The 16112-nt window shown below is 69.4% G+C and carries 16 protein-coding genes; 15 read left to right on the top strand and 1 reads right to left on the bottom strand.

The annotated features are described in order from the left end of the window. Nucleotides 1-2046, top strand: a 2046-nt coding sequence (gene infB / locus RWQ91_RS04375; RefSeq protein WP_314502873.1) for a translation initiation factor IF-2, incomplete at its 5' end; no start/stop codon positions are given. 90 nt (nt 2047-2136) lie between these two features. Further along, nucleotides 2137-2610 carry a 30S ribosome-binding factor RbfA gene (rbfA, locus tag RWQ91_RS04370; protein ID WP_314502872.1) on the top strand — a complete coding sequence of 158 codons (474 nt, stop codon included), beginning with the start codon at nt 2137-2139 and terminating at the stop codon, nt 2608-2610. A 4-nt stretch (nt 2611-2614) separates the two neighbouring features. On the opposite strand, the gene RWQ91_RS04365 is transcribed toward rbfA, so the two are convergent. Then, on the bottom strand, nt 2615-3481 hold the full coding sequence (locus tag RWQ91_RS04365) for an A/G-specific adenine glycosylase (protein ID WP_314502871.1): 867 nt from the start codon (nt 3479-3481) through the stop codon (nt 2615-2617). A gap of 119 nt (nt 3482-3600) precedes the next feature. Here RWQ91_RS04365 and RWQ91_RS04360 point away from each other — a divergent pair, with 119 nt between their 5' ends. The 13 genes from RWQ91_RS04360 to RWQ91_RS04300 all read left to right on the top strand — a co-directional run bounded on the left by RWQ91_RS04360 (nt 3601) and on the right by RWQ91_RS04300 (nt 16074). After that, nucleotides 3601-4287 (top strand): uridine kinase, encoded by a 687-nt coding sequence (locus tag RWQ91_RS04360; RefSeq protein WP_314502869.1) that lies wholly within the window; start codon nt 3601-3603, stop codon nt 4285-4287. After that, entirely contained in the window at nt 4287-5174 is an 888-nt protein-coding gene (truB, locus tag RWQ91_RS04355; RefSeq protein ID WP_314502868.1) for a tRNA pseudouridine(55) synthase TruB, read from the top strand. Before RWQ91_RS04360 ends, truB begins: the two co-directional genes overlap by 1 nt. Then, on the top strand, nt 5171-5539 hold the full coding sequence (locus RWQ91_RS04350) for a hypothetical protein (protein WP_314502867.1): 369 nt from the start codon (nt 5171-5173) through the stop codon (nt 5537-5539). The genes truB and RWQ91_RS04350 overlap by 4 nt, the downstream gene beginning before the upstream one ends. 24 nt (nt 5540-5563) lie before the next feature. After that, nucleotides 5564-6010, top strand: coding sequence for a hypothetical protein (locus RWQ91_RS04345; RefSeq protein ID WP_314502866.1), 447 nt, complete (start codon nt 5564-5566; stop codon nt 6008-6010). Continuing rightward, entirely contained in the window at nt 6007-6966 is a 960-nt protein-coding gene (locus RWQ91_RS04340; protein ID WP_314502865.1) for a bifunctional riboflavin kinase/FAD synthetase, read from the top strand. Before RWQ91_RS04345 ends, RWQ91_RS04340 begins: the two co-directional genes overlap by 4 nt. 45 nt (nt 6967-7011) lie before the next feature. Then, nucleotides 7012-7386, top strand: coding sequence for a hypothetical protein (locus tag RWQ91_RS04335; protein ID WP_314502864.1), 375 nt, complete (start codon nt 7012-7014; stop codon nt 7384-7386). 72 nt (nt 7387-7458) lie between these two features. Next, complete coding sequence (gene deoC / locus RWQ91_RS04330; RefSeq protein ID WP_314502861.1) at nt 7459-8466, top strand: deoxyribose-phosphate aldolase; 1008 nt, start codon at nt 7459-7461, stop codon at nt 8464-8466. 28 nt (nt 8467-8494) lie between these two features. Then, nucleotides 8495-10027 carry an aldehyde dehydrogenase family protein gene (locus tag RWQ91_RS04325; protein WP_314502859.1) on the top strand — a complete coding sequence of 511 codons (1533 nt, stop codon included), beginning with the start codon at nt 8495-8497 and terminating at the stop codon, nt 10025-10027. After that, nucleotides 10024-10884, top strand: a complete 861-nt coding sequence (locus RWQ91_RS04320; protein WP_314502857.1) for an aldehyde dehydrogenase family protein — start codon at nt 10024-10026, stop codon at nt 10882-10884. The genes RWQ91_RS04325 and RWQ91_RS04320 overlap by 4 nt, the downstream gene beginning before the upstream one ends. Nucleotides 10885-10991: 107 nt before the next feature. Further along, nucleotides 10992-11906, top strand: a complete 915-nt coding sequence (locus RWQ91_RS04315; RefSeq protein ID WP_314502854.1) for a glycerophosphodiester phosphodiesterase family protein — start codon at nt 10992-10994, stop codon at nt 11904-11906. A 39-nt stretch (nt 11907-11945) separates the two neighbouring features. Further along, nucleotides 11946-12608 (top strand): hypothetical protein, encoded by a 663-nt coding sequence (locus RWQ91_RS04310; protein ID WP_314502852.1) that lies wholly within the window; start codon nt 11946-11948, stop codon nt 12606-12608. Nucleotides 12609-12813: 205 nt separating this feature from the next. Continuing rightward, the gene (locus RWQ91_RS04305) at nt 12814-14982 is read left to right on the top strand and encodes a DEAD/DEAH box helicase (protein ID WP_314502851.1); all 2169 of its coding nucleotides are present in this window, start codon (nt 12814-12816) and stop codon (nt 14980-14982) included. Between the two features lie 63 nt (nt 14983-15045). Then, nucleotides 15046-16074 (top strand): ATP-dependent 6-phosphofructokinase, encoded by a 1029-nt coding sequence (locus RWQ91_RS04300; RefSeq protein WP_314502850.1) that lies wholly within the window; start codon nt 15046-15048, stop codon nt 16072-16074. Nucleotides 16075-16112 lie beyond the last annotated feature (38 nt).

Below are 16112 nucleotides of genomic sequence, written 5' to 3'. Positions count from 1 at the left end.
TTCCAGCGTCCCGGCGGCGCTCCCGGTGGAGCGCCCGCGGGCGGCTTCGCGGGTCGTCCCGGCGGTGGCGGCGGTCGTGGGCGCGGCCCCGGCGGCGGCACGGCGGGCGCGTTCGGCAAGGGTGGCGGCAAGTCCAAGCAGCGGAAGTCCCGCAGGGCGAAGCGCCAGGAATTCGAGATGAGGGACGCTCCGGTCGTCGGTGGCGTCAACGTCTCGCGCGGAAACGGCGAGATCATCCGGATGCGCCGCGGCGCGTCGATCTCGGACTTCGCCGACAAGATCGAGACGCTGACCGGCTACACCGTTCAGCCCGGCACGCTCGTGACCATCCTGTTCAACCTGGGTGAGATGGCGACCGCGACCGAATCGCTCGACGAGGCGACCTTCGAGGTTCTCGGAGCCGAACTCGGCTACAAGATCCAGATGGTCTCGCCCGAGGACGAGGACAAGGAGCTCCTCGAGGGCTTCGGTCTGGACCTCGACGCGGAGCTGGAGAACGAGAACGAGGAAGACCTCGAGATCCGTCCTCCGGTCGTGACCGTGATGGGCCACGTCGACCACGGTAAGACCCGACTGCTCGACGCCATCCGCCAGACCAACGTGGTCGCCGGTGAGGCCGGCGGCATCACGCAGCACATCGGTGCGTACCAGGTCTGGACCGAGCACGAGGGCATCGAGCGCGCGATCACCTTCATCGACACCCCCGGACACGAGGCGTTCACCGCCATGCGCGCCCGCGGTGCGCAGGTGACCGACCTCGCGATCCTCGTGGTCGCCGCCGATGACGGCATCATGCCGCAGACGGTCGAGGCGCTCAACCACGCCCAGGCCGCCGGTGTGCCGATCGTGGTCGCGGTGAACAAGATCGACAAGCCCGACGCCAATCCGGCCAAGGTCCGTCAGCAGCTCACCGAATACGGCCTGGTCGCAGAGGAGTACGGCGGAGACGTCATCTTCGTCGACGTCTCGGCCCGTGCCGGCACGAACATCCAGGAACTGCTGGATGCCGTGCTGCTGACCGCCGACGCGGGTCTGGACCTCACGGCCAACCCGAACAAGGCGGCCCGCGGTGTCGCGATCGAGGCCAAGCTCGACAAGGGTCGCGGCTCGGTCGCCACGGTGCTCATCCAGTCCGGAACGCTCCGCGTCGGCGACGCGATCGTCGCCGGAACGGCGTACGGCCGCGTGCGTGCCATGGCCGATGAGAACGGCGATCCTGTCCTCGAGGCCTTCCCGTCGCGTCCCGTGCAGGTGCAGGGCCTGAACTCCGTGCCCCGCGCCGGTGACACGTTCATCGTGACCGAAGAGGACCGCCTGGCCCGTCAGATCGCTGAGAAGCGTGAAGCGGCCGAGCGCAACGCCCAGCTGGCCAAGGCCCGCAAGCGCATCTCGCTCGAGGACTTCACCCGCGCTCTGCAGGAGGGCAAGGTCGAGTCGCTCAACCTCATCATCAAGGGTGACGTCTCCGGTGCCGTCGAGGCGCTGGAGGAGTCGCTGCTGAAGATCGAGGTCGATGACTCGGTGCAGCTGCGCATCATCCACCGCGGTGTCGGCGCCATCACCGAGTCGGATGTGAACCTGGCGACGATCGACAACGCGATCATCATCGGCTTCAACGTCCGCCCCGACACGAAGGCCCGCGAGCGTGCGGCACGCGAAGGCGTGGACACCCGTTTCTACTCGGTGATCTACAACGCGATCGACGACGTGGAGCAGTCCCTCAAGGGCATGCTCAAGCCGGAGTTCGAAGAGATCCAGTCGGGTGTGGCGGAGATCCGCGAGGTGTTCCGCTCGTCCAAGTTCGGCAACATCGCCGGTGTCATCGTGCGGTCGGGAACGATCACGCGCAACGCCAAGGCGCGGGTCATCCGCGACGGCGTCGTGCTCGCCGATGGCCTGGCCATCGAGTCGCTGCGTCGCTTCAAGGACGACGTCACCGAGGTGCGTACGGACTTCGAGGCCGGTATCGGTCTCGGCAAGTTCAACGACATCCAGATCGGCGACGAGATCGAGACGACCGAGCTGGTCGAGAAGCCGCGCTCCTAGAGCCCGACACGACGGATGCCCCTTCCCTCTCCGGAAGGGGCATCCGTCACCCACCGCCGGGTGTTCCGGCGACAGCAGTGAGGAATCGAAATGGCTGGAGAACGGCAGGCGAGAGTCGCGGACCGCATTCGCGTGGTGCTCGCAGAACGGCTCGAGAAGGGGCTGCGCGACCCGCGCCTCGGCTTCGTCACGATCACCGACGTGAAGGTGACCGGCGATCTCCAGCACGCATCGGTGTTCTACACCGTCATGGGCGATGAGGCGCTGCGCGCCGACACGGCCGCGGCCTTGAAGTCCGCCACCGGGCTGCTGCGCTCCGAGGTGGGCAAGCACTTGAACACCCGTCTCACCCCCACGCTCGAGTTCTTCCTCGACGCGATCCCCGAGAACGCCGATCACATCGCGGCGCTGCTTCGCGAAGCGCGCGAGCGCGACGAGGCGGTCGCCGGCCTCGCGGCATCCGCTCAGTACGCCGGCGACGCCGACCCGTACGTCAAGCCGCGGGAGTTCGACGAGGCCGAAGCCGAAGCCGACGCCGAGGGGCTGGCGCGCACCGAAGAGTAGGTCCTCAGTGCGGCAGTCGTGCCTGCCCGCCGACGAGCTCGATCAGCCCGTCGTCGGCGAGCGAGGTGATCGCGCGGTCGCGCTGCCGTGCGTCGGGCCAGTGCGCGATGAGCTGCTCTGAGCGGATGCCGGGGGCCTCGGCATCCCGCAGCGCCTTCAGCACCGCGCCGCGGGCCTGCCGGTCGCTGCCCTCATAGCGCGCCTGCTTGCGCCGGGCGTCGCCCGTCTCGGGATAGCCCGCGGACCGCCAGGCGCACGCATGAGCGATCGGGCATGCGTCGCATCGCGGTGCGCGTGCGGTGCACACTGTCGCTCCCAGCTCCATGGCGGCCGCGTTCATGGCCGCGGCCGCACCGCGGGCGTCCGGAAGCAGAGCGCTCATGTCGGTGAGGTCCGAGCGCGCCGGCGGACCAGGCTGCGCCTTCCCGTCGATCGCCCGTGCGAGCACGCGGCGCGTGTTGGTGTCGACGACCGGATGCCGGTCGCCGTACGCGAAGACCGCGACGGCCCGGGCCGTGTAATCGCCGATGCCCGTGAGCGCGAGCAGCTCGTCGACGTCTCGGGGCACCACGCCGCCGTGCTCGTCGCGAATCTGCACCGCAGCGCGGTGCAGCCACAGCGCGCGCCGCGGATACCCGAGGTTCGCCCACTGACGCACGGCCTCGGCGGGAGCATCGGCGGCGAGGTCGGTGGGCGTGGGCCAGCGCCGCAGCCACGCTTCCAGGTGCGGAACGACCCGAATCACCGGCGTCTGCTGCAGCATGAACTCGCTGACCAGCACGCCCCACGCGCCGAAGCCCGGCTCGCGCCACGGCAGCGCGCGGGCGTTGTCGCGATACCACGCGATGAGGGGTGTCGCGAGGTCGGGCATGCGGATCAGCTTAGAGTCGCGCCGCGTCGCTTCGAGCGAAGCCCGCTGCGCTCCTGAGCCTGTGGCACTCCAGCCCTCAGCGGGATCCTGGACCGTGCCGCGAACCGTATTCTGGAAGCATGCGCCTGCCCATCACCCCTGCCACGACGCTGCTGCGGGAGCTGCGCGACGAGGTGCGGCAGCACAACCGCGGCGGGCGCGTCATGATCGCGGTCGACGGCATCGACGGTGCCGGAAAGACGACGTTCGCCGATGCTCTGGCCGAAGTGTTCGCCGAGGACGGCTCGGCCGTCTTCCGCGCGTCGATCGACGACTTCCACCGCCCCCGCGCAGAGCGCTACGAGCGCGGACGCCGTTCGCCGGAGGGGTACTACCGCGACTCCTACGACTACGCGACCTTCCGGCGCGTGCTGGTCGATCCGTTCCGCGAGGGCGTGCAGACCGGGGGAACGACGGGCTTCCAGCTCGCCGCCTTCGACGTCGTCCGCGACACGCCGGTCGAGTCGACGTGGACGACCGCACCGCGGGATGCCGTCCTCATCGTCGACGGCATCTTCCTGCACCGGCCCGAGCTGCGGCGCCTGTGGAACTGGTCGGTGTGGCTCGACGTGCCCATCGACGTGGCTTACCAGCGCATGGCGCTGCGCGACGGCTCCGACCCGAGCCCGTCGGCGCCCTCGAACACCCGATATCGGGACGGTCAGGAGCTGTACCTGAAGGAGGCCCAGCCCCGCACGGAGGCCGCAGCGATCGTCGACAACACCGACCTCGCCCACCCGCACCGCGTGTTCGCGGACTACTGCTGATGGTCGCCGCCGGTGTGCTGCTCGTCGACAAGCCGGGCGGCATGACAAGCCACGACGTGGTCGCCCGCGCCCGCAAAGCACTCGGAACCCGCAAGATCGGCCACGCCGGGACCCTCGATCCGATGGCGACCGGACTTCTGATCCTGGGCGTCGAATCCGCGACGCGCCTGCTGACCTTCATCGTCGGACTGGACAAGACCTACGAGGCCACGATCCGCCTGGGCGCCACGACCGACACGGACGACGCGGACGGTCGGATCCAGACGACGACGGATGCCGCCACCCTCGACCCCGCCGCGATCGAAGCCGCAATGGCCGACCTGCGCGGCGAGATCTCACAGGTGCCCAGTCGCGTGTCGGCGATCAAGGTCGCCGGGCGCCGGGCGTACGACCTCGTGCGGGCGGGGGAGGAGGTCGAGCTGGCCGCCCGGGCGGTCACGATCTCGCGGTTCGAGATCCTCGACAGCCGCCGGGAGGACGGCTTCGTCGACCTGGACGTGGCCGTCGACTGCACCAGCGGCACCTACATCCGCGCACTGGCGCGCGACCTCGGGGCGGCTCTCGGGATCGGCGGGCACCTCACGGCGCTGCGGCGCACGCGCATCGGCCCGTTCGGAGTGGAGGGCGCGGCATCCGTCGACGAACTGGGTGCCGGGCCCCTGCGCGCGCCGGCCGATGTCGCCACCGCGGTGCTGGGAGCGATCGCCGTGTCGGCCGACGAAGCGCAGGACCTCCGCCACGGCAAGAGACTGATCGGCGCGGCATCCCGCGTCGATTCCGTACCCGCCGCAGCGGTCGACCCGTCCGGCGCGCTCGTCGGCGTCGTCGAGCGGCGCGGCGCCGACCTCAAGAGCGTCATGAACCTGCCCCCGGAGGCCCCGGCATGATCCTGTGGTTCACTCTGGTGCAGGTAGGCGTCGCGGTGGCGGCGGGACTTCTGTGCATCGTGCTGGGTCTGGCGGGAAGACGCCCGAGCGACCTCAGCGTCGGGGCACTGGCACTGCTCGAGCTGCTGCTGATCGTCCAGATCGTGATCGCGATCATCGCTCCGCTGGCCGGCAACCCACCCACCGGCAGCCTGCTCGAATTCTGGGTCTATCTGGTCTCGGCCGCACTCATCCCGCCCGCGGCGGTCGCGTGGGCGCTGCTCGAGCGCAGCCGCTGGAGCACCGTCATCATGGGCATCGGTGCGCTCGCGGTCGCGATCATGGTGTGGCGCTTGCAGGCGATCTGGACGATCCAGGTGGCATGAGCCAGCGCGTAAGCTGAACCCGTCATGTCGTCGTCATCCCGCCCCCGCATGACCGGCATCGGACGCGTTCTCGTGGTCGTCTACGCGATCATGGCGCTCGCCGCGACCGGCCGGTCGTTCGTGCAGATCGCGCAGCGCTTCGACGAAGCCCCACTCGCGTACACCCTCTCGGCCGCTTCCGCGCTCGTGTACATCGTCGCGACCCTCGCCCTCGTGTTCGCCGGCTCGCGCGGCTGGTATCTGGTCGCCTGGATCGCGATCTGCTTCGAGCTGGCGGGTGTTCTTCTCATCGGCACGCTCAGCCTGCTGATCCCCGAGCTGTTCGCGCACCCGACGGTGTGGTCGTGGTTCGGCGCCGGATACCTCTTCGTGCCTCTCGTGCTGCCGTTCTTCGGCATCTGGTGGCTGGCGACCCACCGCCCGCAGGAGGCGACGACGAGGGATGCCGTTCCCACGGCGGTGGCGCCGTGATCGTCTTCCGCGATCCTTCGGAGGTTCCCGAGGGATTCGGTCCTTCCGTGGTCGCCATCGGCAAGTTCGACGGCGTGCACTCCGGCCACCGTGCGGTGCTGGATCGCGCCCGGGTGGATGCCGCGACCGGCGGAGCCCGCGTCGTCGCGGTGACCTTCGACCGCAATCCCCTCGCGCTGCTGCGTCCGGAAGTGTGCCCCGAAGACCTCATCGGCGTGCACCAGAAAGTGCAGCTGCTCGCCGAGACCGGAATCGACGCGACGATGGTTCTGCGCTTCGACGCGGAGCTGGCCGCCCTGAGCCCCCGGGAGTTCGTCCAGCGGGTGCTCGTGGACGCGCTGCACGTGCGCACGGTGCTGGTGGGCGCGGACTTCCGGTTCGGCCGGGGCGGGGCGGGCAACCCCGACGTGCTGCGCGACCTCGGGCGCGAGTGGGGCTTCGACGTCGACGTGGTCGATGACGTCCGTGCGATCGGCGCGGGGCGCCGGGTCTCATCCACCTGGATCCGCGAGGTGCTCGCCGACGGAGACGTCGAGACGGCGGCCAAGCTGCTCGGGCGTCCCGCTTCGGTCTGGGGCGAGGTCGTCCACGGACTCAAGCGGGGGCGCGAGCTCGGTTTTCCCACGGCGAACCTCAGCCAGGACTTGGAGGGGTTCGTGCCGGCCGACGGTGTCTACGCAGGCTGGCTGATCGACGAGGGCTCGCCGGACGGGCTGCGCTCGGGCGTGCGGTATCCCGCCGCGATCTCCATCGGGGTGAACCCGCATTTCGACGACGTGGACGCGCGTCAGGTGGAGGCGTACGTGCTCGATGAGACCGATCTCGACCTGTACGGCCATCGCGTGGAAGTGCAGTTCGTGCGACGCATCCGGGGGATGTCCGCGTTCGCGGGTCTGGACGCCCTCGTGGAGCAGATCACCGACGACGTGCGCCGGGTCCGCTCCGCCCTCAGCTGACGCGGGCCGTAGACCGGCGACCGCGCCCCCCTCTACGATCGATCCGTGGACGCCCTGATCTCGCTGCTCGCGGTGGCCGCCCCGGCCGACACCGTGAATCTCTGGGGTGCCCTCGGCTGCGCGGTCGCCTACTCGGCGGCGCTGCTGGCCACGCTGGACGGATTCGCCGACCTCATCCTCGCGCGGGACGACGCCTCGGCGGGTCGGCTCACGCCCGCGGTAGGATTGAAGTTCGGATCGAAGCTGGCCGCCGCCGCGATCGCCGTGATCTCCGCGGGAATCGTGCTGGCGCTGGATGAGAATTGGTTCGCGTTCACCGCCCTGACCGTCGCCTTCGTGATCGTCGTGGGAATCGGCGTGATCGTGATGCTGCGGCACCGGCGGGTGGCTCTCGATCCCGGTCCGCGAACCGGCGGGTGAGCGTTCTCGCCCTCGCAGACGCAGCCAGCCCGGCAGGCCCTCGCGGAGCGCCGACAACGAAACGAGTGAACGATGAGCCGAACCGATCTGCAGACGCTGCCCGAGCGCGCCGTCGACCTTCTCGGCGGTGAACCCGACGACACGACACTGCGCCGCTACCTGCACGGGCTTCCCGGCGTCGACGCCGTCGGCCTCGAGCAGCGCGCCGCAAGCCTGGGTACACGTTCGATCAAGACCACCTCCAAGGCGTGGGCGCTGGACAAGATCATCGAGCTGATCGACCTGACGACCCTCGAGGGCTCGGACACACCGGGCAAGGTGCGATCGCTCGTCGCGAAGGCACTCACGCCGGATGCGTCGGACCCGACGTGCCCGCGGGTTGCGGCAGTGTGCGTCTACGGCGACATGGTTCCGCACGCCGTGACGGCGCTCGGTGCGGCCCATGGCGACCCCGATGACGGGCTGGTGTCTGTCGCTGCCGTCGCCACTGCCTTTCCGAGCGGACGCGCGTCGCTCGAGGTCAAGCTCGCCGACACGGCGGACGCCGTCGCCTCCGGCGCCGACGAGATCGACATGGTGATCGACCGCGGCGCCTTCCTCGCCGGACGCTACGGTCAGGTCTTCGACCAGATCGCCCGTGTCAAGCAGGCATGCCGGCGCAGCGACGGAACCTACGCTTCCCTGAAAGTGATCCTCGAGACCGGTGAGCTGACCACGTACGACAACATCAAGCGCGCGTCGTGGCTCGCGATCCTCGCGGGGGGCGACTTCATCAAGACCTCCACCGGCAAGGTCCAGCCCGCTGCGACACTGCCGACCACCCTGCTGATGCTCGAAGCGGTCCGCGACTGGCATCGCGCGACGGGCGAGAAGATCGGCGTGAAGCCGGCGGGCGGCATCCGCACCTCGAAAGACGCGATCAAGTACCTCGTGACCGTGGCGGAGACCGTCGGCGAGGAGTGGCTGCAGCCGCACCTCTTCCGCTACGGCGCATCCAGCCTGCTCAACGACGTGCTGCTGCAGCGCCAGAAGCTGCGCACCGGGGCCTACTCCGGCGCCGATTACGTGACCATTGATTGATCGATCAGGCGACTAGGACCACAGACCGATGAGCTTCCTCGAATACGCCCCCGCGCCCGAGTCGCGCGCCATCCTCCGCCTGCGCGACGCGTACGGCCTCTTCATCGACGGCGAGTTCGTCGAGGGGACCGGCGAGAGCTTCGCCACGATCAATCCCGCCGACGAATCGCACATCGCGACGGTCTCGGCCGCCAGCGCGGCCGACGTGGATCGCGCCGTCACCGCGGCCCGCCGCGCGTACGAGAAGACCTGGTCGAAGATGAGCGGGCGGGATCGGGGCAAGTACCTCTTCCGCATCGCGCGGCTGATCCAGGAGCGGGCGCGCGAGCTCGCCGTCGCCGAGTCTTTGGACAACGGCAAGCCGATCAAGGAGAGCCGCGACGTCGACGTTCCGCTCGTGGCCGCCTGGTTCTTCTACTACGCCGGCTGGGCCGACAAGCTCGACTACGCGGGCCTGGGTGCGAGCCCCCGCGCGCTGGGCGTGGCCGGTCAGGTGATCCCGTGGAACTTCCCGCTGCTCATGCTGGCGTGGAAGATCGCCCCGGCCCTCGCCGCGGGCAACACCGTCGTGCTCAAGCCGGCTGAGACCACGCCGCTGTCAGCGCTGATCTTCGCCGAGATCCTGCAGCAGGCCGAGCTGCCGCCGGGTGTCGTCAACATCGTCACCGGTGCGGGCGCGACCGGCGCCGCGCTGGTCTCGCACCCCGGCGTGGACAAGATCGCGTTCACCGGTTCGACCGGCGTCGGGCGTGCCATCGCGAAGGAGGTCGCCGGCTCCGGCAAGAAGCTGACCCTCGAGCTCGGTGGCAAGGCGGCGAACATCGTCTTCGACGACGCGCCGGTCGACCAGGCGATCGAGGGCATCGTCAACGGCATCTTCTTCAACCAGGGGCACGTGTGCTGCGCGGGCAGCCGGCTCCTCGTGCAGGAGAACGTCCACGACGAGGTCGTCGACCGCCTCAAGCAGCGCCTCTCCACCCTTCGGATGGGTGATCCTCTTGACAAGAACACCGACATCGGAGCGATCAACTCCCGCGCGCAGCTGGACCGCATCACGGCACTGTCGCAGGTGGGAGAGGACGAGGGCGCGGAGCGCTGGAGCCCCGACTGCGTCATCCCCGAGAACGGATTCTGGTTCGCACCGACCATCTTCACGAACGTGCAGGCGAGCCACCGCATCGCCCGTGAGGAGATCTTCGGACCCGTGCTGTCGGTGCTCACCTTCCGCACGCCCGCCGAGGCGATCGCCAAGGCGAACAACACGCCGTACGGGCTGTCGGCCGGGATCTGGTCCGACAAGGGATCGCGCATCCTCGCCGTGGCCGACCGGCTGCGCGCCGGCGTCGTCTGGGCGAACACGTTCAATCGCTTCGACCCGGCCTCTCCCTTCGGCGGGTACAAGGAGTCCGGCTACGGTCGCGAGGGCGGGCGGCATGGTCTGGCGGCCTACCTCGCTCCGGCCTCGAGCGCGCCGCGGCAGAGCGCACTGGCTGCGGGGGCGACAGCATCCCCGCCCGCTCCCCGAAAACTGCGCACCGCGAAGAAGGGGGCACGGGGATGACACGTCTGGCCGTACCCAAGACCTACAAGCTCTACATCGGCGGCAAGTTCCCCCGCAGCGAATCCGGCCGCACCTACGAGATCGACACGGCGAAGGGCGACTTCCTCGCCAACGTCGCCAAGGCCTCCCGCAAAGACGCGCGTGACGCGATCGTCGCCGCGCGCGGGGCGCTCAAGGGCTGGGCGGGAGCGACCGCCTATAACCGCGGACAGGTCCTGTACCGGATCGCCGAGCTGCTGGAAGGCCGTCGTGCCCAGTTCGTCGACGAGATCACCAAGCTCGAGGGGGTCAGCGCTGCCGCGGCATCGGCCCAAGTCGACGAGGCCGTCGATCGCTGGGTCTGGTACGCCGGGTGGGCCGACAAGCACGCCCAGGTGGCGGGAGGCGCCAATCCCGTCGCCGGCCCGTACTTCAACATCTCGGTACCCGAGCCGACCGGGGTGGTCGCGGTGATCGCACCACAGGACTCGTCGCTGCTCGGCTTCGTCTCCGCTGTCGCGCCGCCGCTGGTCACCGGCAACACCGTGGTCGTCGTCGCCAGTGAGAGACTCCCGCTGTCGGCGATCAGCCTGGCGGAGGTGCTGGCGACATCCGACGTTCCCGGCGGAGTGGTGAACATCCTCACCGGCTCGCCGGCCGAGATCGCCCCGTGGCTCGCATCGCATGCCGACGTGAACGCGCTCGATCTCGTCGGCGCGGCGGACCTCGACTGGATCGACCTTCAGATCGCCGCGGCCGACACGCTCAAGCGAGTGCTGCCGCCCGAGGTCGGCCCGGATGCCGCCTCTCCCAGCCTCGATCGGATCACCGCGTTCACCGAGACCAAGACCGTGTGGCACACCAAGAGCATGGTCTGAACACAGGGCGGAAACCGCGCACCTGCTCGGTAACGAAACGGTAACGGGCCATGTAGGGTGGGTGCACGCGTCGACGACGACGCGTGCACGACCGGAGGACATACCCGATGCCCGACGACCCCGAACCCCGTGGGGGTACGGCCGATAACGCGCGCGATCGATTCCAGGCGCTGGCGATCGTGTGCGTCCTGGCCACGCTGAGCATGGTGATCGCCTTCGTCGGCGCCACCCCCGCACGCGTGAGCGCGACCGAGATGCTCGGGGCGACCCGCAGCGCCGGCGATCAGGCGTTCATCGCGAGTCACCGCGGCGGCGGTGCCACGGCGCCGGAGAACACGCTCCCTGCGATCACCGCGGCGCTGGCCGCCGGCTTCGACTACGTCGAGGTGGATGTCGCCCTGACCGCCGACCGGCAGCCGGTGCTCATGCACGATGCGACGGTCGATCGCACGACCGACGGACACGGCCGACTCTCCAATCTGACGCTGGCGCAGGTGCAGGCACTCGATGCGGGCGGATGGTTCCGATCCGAATACGCCGGCACACCCGTGCCCACCCTCGCCGAGTTCCTCGATCTGCTGGCGACCTCGGGCCAGCGCGCCATTGTGGAGCTCAAGGGCGAGTGGGATGCCGCCGCCGTCGCGTCCGCCGTCGGCGAGGTGGCGGCGCGCAACCTCGAACGGCGCGTCGCCGTCTCGAGCTTCGACGCGCGAACGCTCGCGATGGCGGCGTCGGCCTCCTCGGTGCTGCCACGCCTGTTCATCCTCAAGCACCTCCCGCCCGACGTCGTCAGCGCCGCGACGGAGGCGGGGGTGCGCGGTCTGGTGGTCAGCCGCAAGGCAATCCTCGAGCGGCCGGAGGTGGTGGACGAGCTGCATGAGGCCGGCATCCGCGTGGTCGTCTACACGCTCAACAGCGACACGCAGTGGGATGAGGTCACGGCGCTGGGGGTGGACGGTATCGTGACCGACGATCCCGCCACGCTCTCGGTGTGGCAGAAGGGCGTCGCGGGGCAGGAATAGTCGCCGGTCCGCGGCCCGCCCGACGACCACGGAGGTTCCATGCCGCGCCCTTTCTCCCGTCGACCCCCTGTCGTGGCCGTGGCGGCTGCCGTGTGCGCCCTCGGTCTCGTGCTCGCCGCATGCCAGCCGGAGCCGGTGCCGGGGGCCTCTGCAACCGGGACTCCGGCGGTTTCCGCCTCGCCGACGACGTCGGCGACGACGGCTCCGGCGAGCCCGACGGCGTCGGCCAGCCCGACCGCCGAGGCGGGGGATCAGATCACGCTGCCGACGGCGTGCGAGCAGGTGTACTCCGCGGCCATGCTGACGGCCCTTCAGCAGCGGGGACCCTTGAACGACCCCGGCGTGACGATGACCTCCACCCAGAACGTGGAGGCCCTCGAGCTGCTGTCATCGGGTGTGCCCACGATCCGCTGCTCCTGGGGGCTTCCGAGCGATTCCGGCATGGCGACCAACGTCAGCCTCGTCGACTCCGCGCAGTCCACCGCGATCGCGGCCGCGCTCACGGACGCGGGCTTCGCATGCGCCGATGAGCTCGGCGGAACGGTGTGCCGCTTCTCCCAGTCGATGATCAACCAGGACGATCAGATCGCGGAGCTCACCGAGACGCACCTCCTGCGAGGCAATGCCTGGGTGAGCAGCTACACGATCAACTTCGACGTCCCGGGCTACACCGAGGATGTCGTGGCCACGCTCTGGGGCTGAAATGCGCAGGATTCCGCTAGACTGAAAGCCGAGGATCTCGTCGCCGACATGGCCGCAGCTCGCAGAAGCGAGTGCCCGCAGCCCGGAGGCACCGACATCCCGTCCCGCGTTCGTGACGGCGCATGCCGCCCGCGGGAGCACGCCGACCTTGCCGGTCCCGACCGGTCACCGCCGGAGATTTCCGGCACTCACGCTCAGGAGGAGCATGCCGACCACGGCATCTGCCGCGCAGAAGACGAACGCTTCGTCGCAGCGGCGCAGGAAGCCCCAGCCGTCGCGCCGCGACGATGAGGCCCCCATCATCCCCATCCTCGCCCGCAAAGTGCGCGAGGTCGAGGCCAAGGCCCAGCGCGGCAAGCTCGGCCCGACGAATAGGGTCAAGTTCCAGGTCATCGCCTTCCTGGTGCGCGAAGAGCGTGCCCGGGTCAAAGCCGACACGACGCTCGCCGACTCGGCGCGTGCCGAGCTGCTCAAGCGCCTCGACGGCGTGGCCACGATCCTCGCCAAGACCGCCGCCCGCGACACATCGCTCATCCAGCTGCTCGAAGTCGATCAGGCCGCGAGTCCCGTCGCCCGCCGCATGCGCCGCGACTGGCTGCTCGAGTCGGGCGCCGAGCTCGCACCGGATGAGCTGATCATCACGGACGTCGCACCCACCTCCGCGAATGTCGTGCCGCCCGCGCTCGCCCAGCGGCAGGTCGTGCCGCCTACGATCGAGTCCCGTCAGATGGCGAACCCCTTCCTCGCGCCGGACCTGGCAGCCCGACCGTCCAAGGAGCACCCGCGTCGCCGCCTCGACGGCTGGGAGCTCATGGGCCCCCTGTACAAGGCGTTCGAGACCGGAGCCGGTGGCGGCCAGGCTTCGATGGAGCTGCCCCCCGTCCCCGAGTTCGATCGGCTCTCGCCGAAGGGCCTCGAGATCATGGTGCACCAGTCGCGCTTCCTCGAGTCCGTCCGCGAGGGACACCGCACGTTCCTCCTGGCCGACGAGCCGGGGCTGGGCAAGACCGCGGAATCCGTGCTCGCGGCATCCGTCGCCGACGCCTACCCGCTGCTTGCCGTCGTGCCGAACGTCGTGAAGATGAACTGGGCGCGCGAGGTCGAGCGGTGGACGCCGCAGCGTCGCGCGACGGTCATCTCCGGCGACGGAGAGCACGTCGATGCATTCGCCGACGTCTTCATCGTGAACTACGAGATCCTCGACAGGCATTTGTCCTGGCTGAGCTCGATCGGCCTGAAGGGCCTGGTCGTGGACGAGGCGCACTTCATCAAGAACCTGGGGTCGCAGCGCTCGCAGAACGTGCTCGCCCTGGCTGCCCGCATCCGCGAACAGGTGCGCAACCCGCTGCTGCTCGCCCTCACCGGAACCCCGCTCATCAACGACGTCGAGGACTTCGACGCCATCTGGCGCTTCCTGGGCTGGACGACCGGCGAGAAGCCCGGACCGCTCCTCATGGAACGACTGGACGAGACCGGCTATACGCCGGCGGACAAGGCGTTCTACCCCGAGGCCCGCAACGCCGTCATATCGATGGGCATCGTCCGGCGCAAGAAGAAGGACGTCGCCGCCGATCTGCCCGACAAGCTGATCGCCGATCTTCCGGTCGAGTTGGACGACGAGTTCGGCCGGTCGATCCGGCAGGCGGAGCGCGAACTGGGCACCCGCCTCGCCGACCGCTATCGCCGCATCATCGATGCGCGCGGAGACCGCGGCCTGGCTCCCGGAGAGGTCGATCCCGACATCGTCCGCCTGGTCGCTCAGAACGAGCTCGACGAGTCCAAAGCCGCCGGCACCGGATCCGAGAACGTCTTCACCATGGTCCGCAAGATCGGCCAGGCCAAGGCGCTGCTCGCCGCGGATTATGCGGTGCAGCTGCAGCGCTCGGTGGGCAAGGTCGTCTTCTTCGCCAAGCACATCGATGTGATGGATGCCGCCGAGGCGCATTTCGCATCGGCGGGCCTTCGCACGGTGTCGCTCCGCGGCGATCAGACCACCCCTGCCCGTCAGCAGGCGATCGACGACTTCAACACCGACCCCGGCGTCGGCATCGCGGTCTGCTCGCTGACCGCGGCGGGAGTCGGCGTGAACATGCAGGCGGCCTCGAACGTCGTGCTCGCCGAGCTCTCGTGGACTGCCGCCGAGCAGACCCAGGCGATCGACCGGGTGCACCGCATCGGACAGGACGAGCCGGTCACCGCGTGGCGCATCATCGCCGCGCACACGATCGACACCAAGATCGCCGAGCTGATCGATTCGAAGCAGGGGCTGGCCCAGCGGGCGCTGGACGGCGAAGCCGTCGACCCGCAGTCGAGCGATTCCGTGCAGCTGTCGGCCCTGATGCACCTCACGCGGCAGGCGCTCGGAGCCGACTGACCGATATTGTCGGGTGAGGCAGCGTCGCCGGCTCATCTCTTCCCGACAGCGAGGAATCACAGCATGAAGATCGGCATCCTGACCAGCGGTGGCGACTGCCCCGGCCTGAACGCGGTCATCCGCGGCGTCGTGCTCAAGGGAACGACCGCGTATGACCTCGAGTTCGTCGGCATCCGCGATGGGTGGCGCGGCGTGGTGGACGGCGACTTCTTCCCGCTGACCCGTCACGAGGTCAAGGGCCTTTCGAAGGTCGGCGGCACGATCCTCGGAACGAGCCGAACGAACCCGTACGAGGGTCCGCGCGGCGGCGCCGAGAACATCGCGAAGACGCTGTACGGTCACCGGATCGACGGCATCATCGCGATCGGCGGCGAGGGCACTCTCGCTGCGGCGGACCGCCTGTCCAAGGACGGCATCAACGTCATCGGGGTGCCCAAGACGATCGACAACGATCTGCGTGCGACCGATTACTCGTTCGGGTTCGACACGGCCGTGAACATCGCTTCCGAGGCGATGGACCGCCTCCGCACGACCGGCGACTCGCACCAGCGGTGCATGGTGGCCGAGGTGATGGGCCGCCACGTCGGCTGGATCGCCCTGCACGCCGGGATCGCCGCCGGAGCCCATGCGATCCTCATCCCCGAGGTGCCGTTGACGATCGACGAGGTGTGCGAGCTCGTGTCCAAGGCGCACGACCGAGGCCGCGCCCCGCTCGTCGTCGTCTCGGAGGGGTTCAAGCTCAAGGGCATGGACGAGGCTTTCAGCGACAAGGGCCTGGACGCCTTCAACCGCCCGCGTCTGGGCGGCATCAGCGAGGTCCTCGCTCCCGAGATCGAGCGCATCACCGGGATCGAGACCCGGGCGACCGTCCTCGGTCACATCCAGCGCGGCGGGTCGCCCTCCGGCTTCGACCGCGTTCTGGCCACCCGACTCGGCCTGCACGCCGCGGACGCGGTCGTCGAGGGCTCGTGGGGCAAGATGGTGTCCCTCAAGGGGACCGACATCGTCCGCGTGCCGTTCGCCGAGGCGCTCGGCGAGCTCAACACCGTGCCGCTGTACCGCTACGAAGAGGCCGCAGCGCTCTTCGGCTGACGGATGCCGCAGCCCACGGCACCCGGTGCCGTTCTGCC

It is taken from the genome of uncultured Microbacterium sp. (genome assembly GCF_963524805.1).
Classification (GTDB): Bacteria; Actinomycetota; Actinomycetes; order Actinomycetales; family Microbacteriaceae; genus Microbacterium.
This window is presented reverse-complemented; position numbering and strand designations above follow the sequence as displayed.

Coding starts and splice junctions, on each gene's coding strand:
- rbfA (WP_314502872.1), top strand. CDS start 2,137: ATGGCTGGAGAACGGCAGGCGAGAGTCGCGGACCGCATTCGCGTGGTG.
- RWQ91_RS04365 (WP_314502871.1), bottom strand. CDS start 3,481: ATGCCCGACCTCGCGACACCCCTCATCGCGTGGTATCGCGACAACGCC.
- RWQ91_RS04360 (WP_314502869.1), top strand. CDS start 3,601: ATGCGCCTGCCCATCACCCCTGCCACGACGCTGCTGCGGGAGCTGCGC.
- truB (WP_314502868.1), top strand. CDS start 4,287: ATGGTCGCCGCCGGTGTGCTGCTCGTCGACAAGCCGGGCGGCATGACA.
- RWQ91_RS04350 (WP_314502867.1), top strand. CDS start 5,171: ATGATCCTGTGGTTCACTCTGGTGCAGGTAGGCGTCGCGGTGGCGGCG.
- RWQ91_RS04345 (WP_314502866.1), top strand. CDS start 5,564: ATGTCGTCGTCATCCCGCCCCCGCATGACCGGCATCGGACGCGTTCTC.
- deoC (WP_314502861.1), top strand. CDS start 7,459: ATGAGCCGAACCGATCTGCAGACGCTGCCCGAGCGCGCCGTCGACCTT.
- RWQ91_RS04325 (WP_314502859.1), top strand. CDS start 8,495: ATGAGCTTCCTCGAATACGCCCCCGCGCCCGAGTCGCGCGCCATCCTC.
- RWQ91_RS04320 (WP_314502857.1), top strand. CDS start 10,024: ATGACACGTCTGGCCGTACCCAAGACCTACAAGCTCTACATCGGCGGC.
- RWQ91_RS04315 (WP_314502854.1), top strand. CDS start 10,992: ATGCCCGACGACCCCGAACCCCGTGGGGGTACGGCCGATAACGCGCGC.
- RWQ91_RS04310 (WP_314502852.1), top strand. CDS start 11,946: ATGCCGCGCCCTTTCTCCCGTCGACCCCCTGTCGTGGCCGTGGCGGCT.
- RWQ91_RS04305 (WP_314502851.1), top strand. CDS start 12,814: ATGCCGACCACGGCATCTGCCGCGCAGAAGACGAACGCTTCGTCGCAG.
- RWQ91_RS04300 (WP_314502850.1), top strand. CDS start 15,046: ATGAAGATCGGCATCCTGACCAGCGGTGGCGACTGCCCCGGCCTGAAC.